This window comes from Alkalicoccus luteus (assembly GCF_012034335.1).
GTDB lineage: Bacteria > Bacillota > Bacilli > Bacillales > Salisediminibacteriaceae > Alkalicoccus > Alkalicoccus luteus_A.
Genome location: NZ_JAATHJ010000006.1, coordinates 145,241 through 155,030, shown reverse-complemented (window position 1 = coordinate 155,030; position 9,790 = coordinate 145,241). Strand labels below are relative to the sequence as shown.

General features: G+C 42.3%; 13 protein-coding genes. 3 read left to right on the top strand and 10 right to left on the bottom strand.

The annotated features are described in order from the left end of the window. Window positions 1-242: 242 nt before the first annotated feature. The 3 genes from HCN83_RS06405 to HCN83_RS18345 all read left to right on the top strand — a co-directional run bounded on the left by HCN83_RS06405 (window position 243) and on the right by HCN83_RS18345 (window position 1,415). Window positions 243-608, top strand: coding sequence for a hypothetical protein (locus HCN83_RS06405; protein WP_168005586.1), 366 nt, complete (start codon window positions 243-245; stop codon window positions 606-608). Between the two features lie 18 nt (window positions 609-626). Further along, the gene (locus HCN83_RS18225) at window positions 627-971 is read left to right on the top strand and encodes a hypothetical protein (RefSeq protein WP_205774520.1); all 345 of its coding nucleotides are present in this window, start codon (window positions 627-629) and stop codon (window positions 969-971) included. 180 nt (window positions 972-1,151) lie between these two features. After that, window positions 1,152-1,415, top strand: coding sequence for an AP2 domain-containing protein (locus HCN83_RS18345; RefSeq protein WP_246238111.1), 264 nt, complete (start codon window positions 1,152-1,154; stop codon window positions 1,413-1,415). Window positions 1,416-1,448: 33 nt separating this feature from the next. Here the strand turns inward: HCN83_RS18345 and HCN83_RS06390 are convergent, their stop codons facing one another. The 10 genes from HCN83_RS06390 to HCN83_RS06345 form a co-directional block, all read right to left on the bottom strand. Next, a complete protein-coding gene (locus tag HCN83_RS06390; RefSeq protein WP_168005582.1) occupies window positions 1,449-2,696 on the bottom strand; it encodes a peptidoglycan recognition protein family protein in 1,248 nt (415 codons plus the stop codon). Beyond that, entirely contained in the window at window positions 2,680-2,931 is a 252-nt protein-coding gene (locus HCN83_RS06385; protein ID WP_205774519.1) for a phage holin, read from the bottom strand. The genes HCN83_RS06390 and HCN83_RS06385 overlap by 17 nt, the downstream gene beginning before the upstream one ends. 15 nt (window positions 2,932-2,946) lie before the next feature. Next, complete coding sequence (locus HCN83_RS06380) at window positions 2,947-3,267, bottom strand: hypothetical protein (RefSeq protein ID WP_168005578.1); 321 nt, start codon at window positions 3,265-3,267, stop codon at window positions 2,947-2,949. Between the two features lie 26 nt (window positions 3,268-3,293). After that, window positions 3,294-3,476 (bottom strand): hypothetical protein, encoded by a 183-nt coding sequence (locus HCN83_RS06375; protein ID WP_168005576.1) that lies wholly within the window; start codon window positions 3,474-3,476, stop codon window positions 3,294-3,296. Next, window positions 3,473-5,869 (bottom strand): phage tail spike protein, encoded by a 2,397-nt coding sequence (locus HCN83_RS06370; RefSeq protein ID WP_168005574.1) that lies wholly within the window; start codon window positions 5,867-5,869, stop codon window positions 3,473-3,475. The genes HCN83_RS06375 and HCN83_RS06370 overlap by 4 nt, the downstream gene beginning before the upstream one ends. Window positions 5,870-5,982: 113 nt before the next feature. Further along, complete coding sequence (locus HCN83_RS06365) at window positions 5,983-6,573, bottom strand: hypothetical protein (RefSeq protein WP_343033660.1); 591 nt, start codon at window positions 6,571-6,573, stop codon at window positions 5,983-5,985. 89 nt (window positions 6,574-6,662) lie between these two features. Continuing rightward, window positions 6,663-7,376 carry a hypothetical protein gene (locus HCN83_RS06360; protein WP_168005570.1) on the bottom strand — a complete coding sequence of 238 codons (714 nt, stop codon included), beginning with the start codon at window positions 7,374-7,376 and terminating at the stop codon, window positions 6,663-6,665. A 166-nt stretch (window positions 7,377-7,542) separates the two neighbouring features. After that, the gene (locus tag HCN83_RS06355; protein WP_168005568.1) at window positions 7,543-8,490 is read right to left on the bottom strand and encodes a hypothetical protein; all 948 of its coding nucleotides are present in this window, start codon (window positions 8,488-8,490) and stop codon (window positions 7,543-7,545) included. Then, complete coding sequence (locus HCN83_RS06350) at window positions 8,487-8,999, bottom strand: hypothetical protein (RefSeq protein WP_168005566.1); 513 nt, start codon at window positions 8,997-8,999, stop codon at window positions 8,487-8,489. Before HCN83_RS06350 ends, HCN83_RS06355 begins: the two co-directional genes overlap by 4 nt. A 10-nt stretch (window positions 9,000-9,009) precedes the next feature. Beyond that, window positions 9,010-9,783 (bottom strand): distal tail protein Dit, encoded by a 774-nt coding sequence (locus HCN83_RS06345; RefSeq protein WP_168005564.1) that lies wholly within the window; start codon window positions 9,781-9,783, stop codon window positions 9,010-9,012. Between the last annotated feature and the right edge of the window lie 7 nt (window positions 9,784-9,790).

Sequence of the window (9,790 nt, the reverse complement as noted above, 5' to 3'; positions counted from 1 at the left end):
GGGGCGCTAGGGTTGAAGCCTCCTCCCAATATCCTCGATCTCCAGGCGAATTCCTAGTAACACGTCTGGTGTATTCAAAAATGCCTGAGAACCCTTGTCTTAGTAGGGTTCCCAGGCATTTCGTTTACCTAGTAACTGTCGAACTCGGGTTAAATATGGGGTTTACATACACCGATAACGGTGGTATATTATAAATAAGCCAACCGATAACGGTTGTAAAAACTACTAAGGAGATGATCACAATGAAAAACGTAATGACAAGAGCTTGGAGAATCGCAAAGGACGGTCAGGCACAATTCGGAGGAAGCGTCAAAGAATACTTTGCTCAGTCTCTTGTCATTTCGTGGGATATCGAAAAACGAAAAAACGAAGTTTCCGACCAAGAAAAAGAAGTGATCAAAAAAGGTTTCGCAGCTTACGAAAAATTTGTTCAGGACGCTATCGCCCGCGGCGCTAAGTTAGTTGCTAAGAATGAAAATGAATATGTATTGAATCACAAAGGAAATGAAATGAGAATCACGCCAGTTATCACAAGAGGTACGCAAGATGCGGTTGTAAAGTTTATGGAGAAGAAAGGCGCAGAAAAGCGCTACCACCTAGCGGTTTAATATAAAGGAGTGGCAGGAATGTTGAGAGAAGTGGAGAAATTATTTAAGAGTGAGATCAGCAGCTATCGGATGGCAAAAGAATCTGGTGTACCGGAAAACACGGTAAGAAGATTGCGCACCGGAGAAGCAAAGCTGGAGAACGCGACATATAAGAATATCGAATCGCTATACAACTACTATCAAAAGGAGATGGGAAACATGGCAAAGATTTATTATGATGATATTTTAATTGGGGAAATTGTGACAAACAGAAGCATGACGGTTGAAGAGGCCCTGAACCTGATTGACTTTGATGAAGAAGAGTTTATCCGGGAACAAGGTTTTGATGACGTGGATCCTAACGATTATCGTCTCGAATACTAAATCATGCAGCGGATCGATTTGACAGGGAAAGTGTTCGGCAGCTTAACAGTTGTCGAACTTGCCTCTCCCGATATAAACAATCAGCGAAAATGGGTGTGTCTATGCTCCTGCGGAACGACATTGCTCGTGCATGGGTACAGCTTGATTCACGGCCATTATAAAAGCTGTGGATGTCAACGAGTGCGAAAACGGGATCAGGGTCTGCAACAGCATATCACCACAGACCAAGTCAACGGTACCCGAAAGTCAGCATTATCAGCTAAAACAAGTAAGAGAAACACAAGTGGTCACAAAGGAGTATCCTGGTTAGCCAGTAGAAACAAATGGCGCGCATCTATCGGTTATCAAGGTAGACAGATTAGCCTGGGATATTTTAATCGCTTAGATGATGCGGTGAAAGCAAGAAAAAAGGCAGAACAAGAATATCATCATCCACATATGTAATGCAGGGGAGCGAATCCCCTGCATTTTTACGCCCTAAAACATGTGATCCCAAGTAGCAGGCCCGACTACACCGTAGAAGTTACCCTGCGGTGAGGACAGACCGTGCTCCCGTTGATAAGACTTTACAGCCCGGTCCGTCTGCGGCCCAAAAATACCATCTGCTGAGATTTGAAGCCTTAGCTGCACACGCTTTACATCTTCCCCACGCATCATCGGGCTCTGTAGCTTCAGTGAACGACCGCTGAACGGTACGCCTTTCGCTACCTCTTTCAGCTCTGCCATTGTCGCAGGTCCAGCCACCCCGAAGAAGTTACCTGACGGGGAGCTGATGCCGTAAGTGGACTGGAACTCTTTCACAGCGTCTTCTGTCTTCGGCCCAAAGATCCCGTCATCGGACAAATTAAATCCGACTTGATTCAGCAGCCGCTGCAGATCACGAACGCTGTTTCCACGATCGCCGCGCTTCAGGCTGCGGGTTCCTTGTCGCCATTCGTTAAGGGCATCATTAGACTGAGGCCCAAAGATGCCATCTACCTGAATCCCTGCAGCTGTCTGAAAGTCTCGAAGGGCTTTCTCTGTTTCATCTCCGAACGATCCATCTGCGCCCCATCGTGGGAGTGGGAAGCCTGCAGCTTCCAGGCGCTTCTGTAATTCCTCCACAGCGTCACCTCTGTCACCGTTCTGAAGCATGTTCTCGCGTCCAGTAGATACAGAAGGCCGCTTCTCTTCTGCCTTTGTCGGCTCATCCGTGTCTTTCTCCCAGTCTCTTACGTACCGAGCCACGTCGTTAATAAACTGACTCCACGATACGCCGTTCGGTGTGAGCCAGGACTGAGGATCAGAACGGCGCGATGGATCTTCAAAGCTGTGAGCTGTAATTTCTTTTCGCGGATCCCACCCTCGATCAACGCAAGCTTTCGCTGTTGCCCACACGAACCGGTCATATGCTTCAGCAAAGCTACCTGTGCGGCAGATTGAAATACCGACTGCTCGATCGTTTGCCCTGCCGAGTCCTAACGTTTGCCGATCCATGTCACGACGAATGTGCATAGCCTGCTCATTTAATGGAATAATTTCCACAATACGAACAGAATCACATAGTTGATGGTATGAAGCCTGCACATTATTGTTCTGAAAGTATCGCACGTGAGCGTCTGCATTGGCGTTATTGTTTGCCGTCTCGTGTCCTGCCGCATAGTCAGCACTCATGGAGCGCCGGCTTCGATTGGAGCGGTTTGTGATATGCCGTTTCTCTACTACGTATTTATCCTTTAATGGCATTACGTTTAGCCTCCTTCTTTTTCTTCAAAATATCATCCGCTTCCTGCGCTTCTTTACTGATACTGTTATTTTTCCACCAGGCCCATACAGCAGCTGCAGCTGATAATGTAGAAGATACTGCTATTTCTACTTGCTGCTCTTCAAAGGGAAGTGGCGAATAACCAAAAGACGCCAGCAGCTGATTGATCAGTGCTAGCGCCAGGGCGGCCGTGCGTGCAATTGTCATCTTATCCATTAACATTTCACCTCTTTAAAATAGATGCGATAGATCAGCGTTTACGAGGACGCCTATAATAGCTGCGAATACAGCAATCGTAAGGAAAAACCATCGGAATGTTCTGCTGACGATTTCTTTTAGAAAATCCGTAAAGCTTTCCTGCTTTTTTAAAATCGTGCTCATACCGTTTTTAATGTCTTTTGTATCACCTTTTAATGAATCAATACTAAACTTGAGCTCATCCATACGCCGGTGCGCTTCTGAATCTCGCACCTGCACCTCCTCTTTTAACTGGTTGAGCTCCCCCTCAATCTTTTTTATCTTATCCTCCACAGTCTTGAGCTTCTGCTCCATGCTTGACCCCCTTCGGCTGACGACCTTTATTTTTTAACAAGCTGCCTGTCCTCTACTTTATAATCTTCTATATGATTTGGTATTTCTTGATCTTCAACCATAAAGAAATAGTCGTACTGCCGATCTGGAACAATACGTTGACCAGATACAGACTCGGTGATGTCCCCATTCTCGTCCACATCGCAATATATTTGAATCCGTAGCATCATCCGTTTAGCCACCTCCGAGTTGTTCTGACGTGAGCTCTCCCCCCATTACTTGACCTTATACGAAGATATACGCTCTTTTGCTCACCGTCGGGAACGCCTAAATCAACAGTCAGCTCTCTAACACGCGGGTCATTATCTGGATTAGAGGGTGTACTTGCATCTGTATTGGTGCTCGTTGCAGAAGCTAAAACTTCTACATCGTTATTGGAATGCACGCCTGTTTCAATTGTTACATGAGCCGTTGTGCCGCTATCAACATAGAGAAAGCATCTGAAGTTAAGATAACGCGCCTTATGCTCAAAAGAGTAATATTGACAGGTTTGAGAGCGGTCCGTTTCAGTCGTATACCAATATCCACTATCATTAAACTGCACTCCTGGTCCAGTAAGCGGCGGGTCTGCACTTTGAACAGAAACATCATATGTTAGCATTCCGTCATCAACTACTTTAAATCCATCTGGCCGCTCAATCGTGATAGCGCCTTTTTTGATATACAGCTCACCAGCTCTTAAGCGTGCATATCGTTCGCTGTCACTCGGATCAATCGCCCACAGATCGTCGCCGTCCCAGTAGAAGTTAGTCGAACCGTATATTTCGACTAAGGCGGTTCGGATCCGGCCCGCATTAATCTCGTCAGCCGTAAATCCTTTACCGGTGCCGAACGTCCGCCAGTTCCACTCACCGTTTGAATGCTGTTCACTTGCCAGGGCGAAAATACCTGGTCCCAAGTAAAGTGCTCCGAAGTCCTCAGATTGTGCGTCGGTATTCTCCAGCATAAAACCTTGATTAGGGATAACTTCAGCCTGTTGATAAGCACCACTCGCAATCAATTGATTTTGTAGAGCGTTTATCTTTCCTTCAAGCCATTGAGTGTTCTCCACAAATTTAGGAATCTTGTCATCCCACACGCCTTCTTTAGAATTGAGTGTGGATTCAATGCGTCGCAGCCGCCTGTCATCTTCGTGCAGATCAATGAAGTTACTCAAAACACCGCGGCTGTTTTCTGGATTCGTGAACGATTTATCCCGCTCCGTCAAGCGCGCTTCTAACAATAGAGGCGGTACAAATTCATCATCGTGGATAATCACGGTGTCACCAAGCAGCAGGCGCTCGTGCTGATACGGATTGTCCTCCTGGTCACTTTCGAGCTCATACGTGTCAATATAGTCAACAACATAGGTGACGTTAGGCTTCACCGCATTTTCCAAAGCGTCCAGTGTACCCTGCAGCAAGTCGGTCGGATCATCGGCGTCACTCATTTCAAAGGTGCCTTTTCGATGTCGCCTGCTGCCGTTGCTGTTCTTCCTCCCAAACTGCTGCAGGGCGTCATTATCTTCCACATAGTCCTGACCGAGCGGCTTATTGATTGGATTACGTGTGACAGATCGTTGAATCTCAAACCCGGCATCGTCTTCGTCACCTGGTCGGATTACACCGCCGTCCTGTTGCTTTGTAAGGCTGAATCGATAATAGCCAGACTGACCAGTTTGAACAGCAGCTGGTGACGATGTTCGATATCCTGCAAATTCTCTAAACTCTTTCTCTTCATCATAAAACCAGACGCCCACACGATATTCGCTATCATCAAAGTGGAACGTAAGAGTCTCATTCTGATGTGGAAGGAAGTAAGGGCTGCGGATTCCGAAGTTTTCGTTTACGTGATTCGTCTCGAAGTCCTCTCCTGTGCTCATCGAAATATTGCTTTGCTCAAATGATGCTTTAATTCGTGATCCTGTGGACCATTCGATGCCGGCAAAGGTTAAGCGTCGTCCAAACCCATCTTCCGTTTCTTCACCGCGTCCTCTCCCTCTCAGGAGCGTCTTTACATTATCCATATCAATGGTTCGCGTAATGCCCCTGGCATCTTTTCCAAACCGGATCCGCTTGCCCGTATCGGAGCCACGTCTTTGCAGGAGATCAATGTACCGTCCGGTTATCTGCTGACCGGTCATAGCGATCCTGGCGCGTCTTTCACCACCCAGCACATCAATTAGATTTTCATGCAAGGCCTGTTGAGCTGATTGATCAATGGTGTGCATGGTTTCAGAGCCTAAACTGTGGACCGTGCCAGGTTCAAAGCGACTATCCTGTAATATATGATTCAAGAAAAAGCCGGCAGACATTCTGCGCGGTCGCATGTCTGGAGCAAATTCATCCTGCAGCTCATAAAAAGCATGCTTGCATGAAAAGTTGGTTATGTTCGATTCATCATGACGGCCTTCTATTTCTTCTATTTCAAATAGCTGCCTGTGCCCTTCATCATCGATGAACGTAATGAAATAGCCTTCCAATATTTCTTTACCGTGCTCCGCTTTTAAGGAGAACGTGAATGTATTCTCACCGTTGATAACTTCTCTCCAACTATCGTCAAATATCGGCTTTGCATCTTCCAAATAATCAACGACTTCTTCGCTGTCATTTAACACGATGATTCGCATTATCTCACCTGCCTCTCGAGACATAGAAAAAAGCACCCTAGAAAGGATGCTAAAAAAACTAATACTTCTTACTCTTGTAAATTAATCAATATTTCTACTAATTCTAATATTTCATAATCGCTTAAGCTTGAATATAAAAGTAAATTCCCTTCCACTGATACTCTAAAAGTAACAGTTTTCTCTGGCATATCATAATTTACCATTACAGCTTTTAAGTCACCGTTACGCAACATTTGTTCATAATACTGAGTATTGTGAACTCTTGTTCCTCTCATAGAAACTCCATTCACTGTTTCAATGTTAACATCAAAGTTGGCATTTCTGACATCGGCTGAAGCCTCGATAATTCTTAAAACATCAAATTTATACTGCTCGTATTCAACGTTAAATCTTGCTTCGAATGTGTTTTTAACTTTAAAAGAGTCGTCTTTCCTGCAAAGTGTTATTAATGATCCTTGCACAAAATTTCCTTCATTAGCTAATTCCTTTGAGTAAGCAATAAATAATTCTTGCTTTACTACTTCATGAACTATTTGTCCCCTTACTCTAACTGTTTGAGAATAAACTTCGTCTGAGATAATCCTAAAATTACGAAAACCCGTGGGAGATAACTCATTTTTTATAATATAGGTATTCAAGGTTTCCTCAAAATTATTCACGAATTTTGTTTCATTAAAATTAATAGTTTCAAATTCTTTAGTTTCCTCATTATTGTATTTATTGTATACGTTTATACTAATCAATTATTTCACCTCAGCAAAAGTGCATCAGACACAGCACTTTCTATTTTATCAATATTGTTATTATTGACACTTATTTTTTCCCTGAAAACAGTAATTTGTGATTCATCATCACTAGAATCTACATCTTGTTTTTTAAGAAATTGCGATATAGGAAATTGACATTGAAAAAAAGTTAAATGTTCTTCACCTACTCTTTGAATCATTAATCCATAAAAAGGGTTTTTCATCGAAGTAAATTCAATATCAACATTATAAATCTTCCGTTTTATCTGAAGAGACTTTTCTAGTTCATTAAATAGAATACGTAACTCTTTTAATCTCTCTCTTGCGTTTTTTAAAGTGACATTCATTTGATTAAAGTTAATATTAACTTCTACAATATCATTATTAGTATTTTCAATATCATACAATATTATACAGCTAAAGTTTCCAAATTCATACTGTTTTTTATTTGCCAAATTGAAATTCCTTTGGATCTTCCCGATATTTCCTATGTTTGATTCAAAAATTTCAAAAAAATCATCTTCTTTATCAATAAACATCGTAGTAGTGACAATCCACTTTGTATCTTTCCGAGCAGACAATTTCTTTAAAACGAAGAAATAATATTTTGGAGATTTTGAATATGCCCATATATGGAGACCACTCAATGCTATTAACCAAGGGAGGAAGTCAATTAAAAAGAAACTTACCATACTTGTCCATGTTATTTCTTCCAATTAATACCCCCCTTTTTTCGCATAATAACACTTCACCTGACTCTACCATATATGATGAAGTATAGCATATATGGTCTTCTTTATTAGTTCGATACTTCATTATCTAAACCACTAAATATATCTTTTTCCATTTATATTCTTCACTACTAACTGGGTCGCAGTTAGTTCAAGAAAAAACCTTATCGGCATTTTTCGTGTATCCTACTTTATAATAACCATCATAGAAAAATCGCACTCCAGAATTGAAGTCCTCCTGCCTATGGAAATAAGGATAAAATTTTTGCAGAGCAGACGGATTATCTCGATGTTGTAAAAACAGCTGCAATAATTCAGATGAGGCATTTTCAATTTTTGCTGTTAAATAAAAATCGCGCTTGTTTGTATCTTTAGATACTGCATAGTATTCAAATGCCGTTAAATCATCTAATTGAGAGTCAGTTCCTAGATTTTCAGTGTCAGCCTCTACAATCTCTCTTTTATTAGTTGCCACATGGGAAAGGAAATCCGAACGCATCGGCAACATAAAAGCATATACGCTTCCAATATGAGTGTCTTTCAATAGGCGCATACCAAAACGTTGTTTAACTTGATCGTGTTGAAAAATAAGTGTTTGTTTGATCTCCGTAAGCGGTTCGTTTATACCCGGATAATAGCCAAAAAGATGTTGGTATAAATGCCCGTTGTCAAACATTAAAAGGTTAGTTGTACTCGTTAAGGATACGTCTTGACCGTCTATGATTAAACTCCTTACACCTTCACTGCTTTCAAAAACAGTGCCTGTATTATTATGTTCGGGTAACCATACTGTATCAGTCCCCCCTACTTCCCTAACCGATATAGCAAACTCTTTATTACTTGTATTTTCCGTGAGGTCAAACCTCTTTTGCATAGTGCCCGAACCATAATTAAAAACGCTTTGCTCCCTCATTTTGATAAAATCATCGTTTGCGTCCTTTTGAAAACGAAAACCAGAAAAAACGCCATCTGCTATTTCCAAGTAAATAATAAATTCGTAAGCTGACGTAACCCTATAATATTTTCTGTGATTGGATGGTTGTTCTGCGTCAGCTAAGCGTTTTATAGCGTTAGCCAATACTCTGTTAGCACCTCTCATGCCGGAACACCTTCAATCCAAACTACGATAAATCCAGATGTTGGCGCTGTATCACAGCGAGCCTGAATACTAAAATTAGGCATCGCTATAATTTCAGGGAAAACGTTATCTAAATGGTATATAAGTGTATTCCCCGGTATCTTTGCATGGATGTCATTGGATGACCAGCCGTAAAGCTTAAACATTTCTCCATCCCAAACGTTCAACGCCGTTCTGCCCGTACCTTCATTTTCTTTAATTGGTATTAGCTTAACATCTTGATCCAATGTACTGCGGGCATAAATTGAAAATGATTGAAAGTCAGAAGTGTCAATTTTATCTGAAGCAAACGATGAAGTATTTCTAATTTCCTGTTGATCAATTATCCTTCTTTTTATAACATTTCTCCCAGTTAGCTTTACGTCAGAAACCTTCGGATAAGGTATAAATTGATCACTTTCTTCGTCCCACATCTGTGGGATCGGCAGGCCGTTTGCGTCTGTTAAAATACTTCTATCTTGATATCCCATCGTGCACCTCCTAGTAATATCGTTGCTGATATTCTATTTCAACATCAGCTGCTTGATTTGGTGAGGCAATCAATCTATTCTCTCCAGGTTCCAGATTAAAGAAGCGGCTTTCTAACGTTAGAGCGTTCATTCGCCTGGTGCCGTTTATCCGGATCTCTTCTTTCTCGCAGTCAATTATCAGCCTGTCACCAGCGTTGAAATCCCACAGGACGCGTACATATTTATTGCTATTGAGCGTTACTCTAAAATCGTCTGTCGATTCATTGAATACCGCTGTTATCACAGGAGCTGTTTCCCTTGTTCCCCCTGTTAAAAGCCTGCCGGCAGAAGAAGCTGTAACAGATGACGCCATGAAAGGCATAATTAAAATCGTGATCCCCTCCTGCAGCAATACACGCTTTTCTTTCTTTCCAAATGCAAACGGATCGTAGACCAGCCAATTCAAAGATCCGGACGCTTTACGGTTTTCTGCCGGCGTAAATTCCGTCGTTCCCATGAGCTGCACTTTGTACGTAATATCCGGCTCATCATAAAAAGAAATTTCCCCTCTTTTATGTAAAAGGGGAGCTACTTCACGAATGGTATTTCTAAATTCGTTTGGATCACGTCTGAATCGAGCAATATCTGTCACAAGCGGCCAAGCTTCAAACCGTGTACGTGAGAGTATGGTTCCGTCTCTTCCAGGCACATCGACTGTCCCGACTTCTATGGGAGGGAGAATCGGACGATGAATGCTTTCAATAGCAAAGTAAGAGGACAGATCCACGCCATCTTTCCACATCATGTTTCGC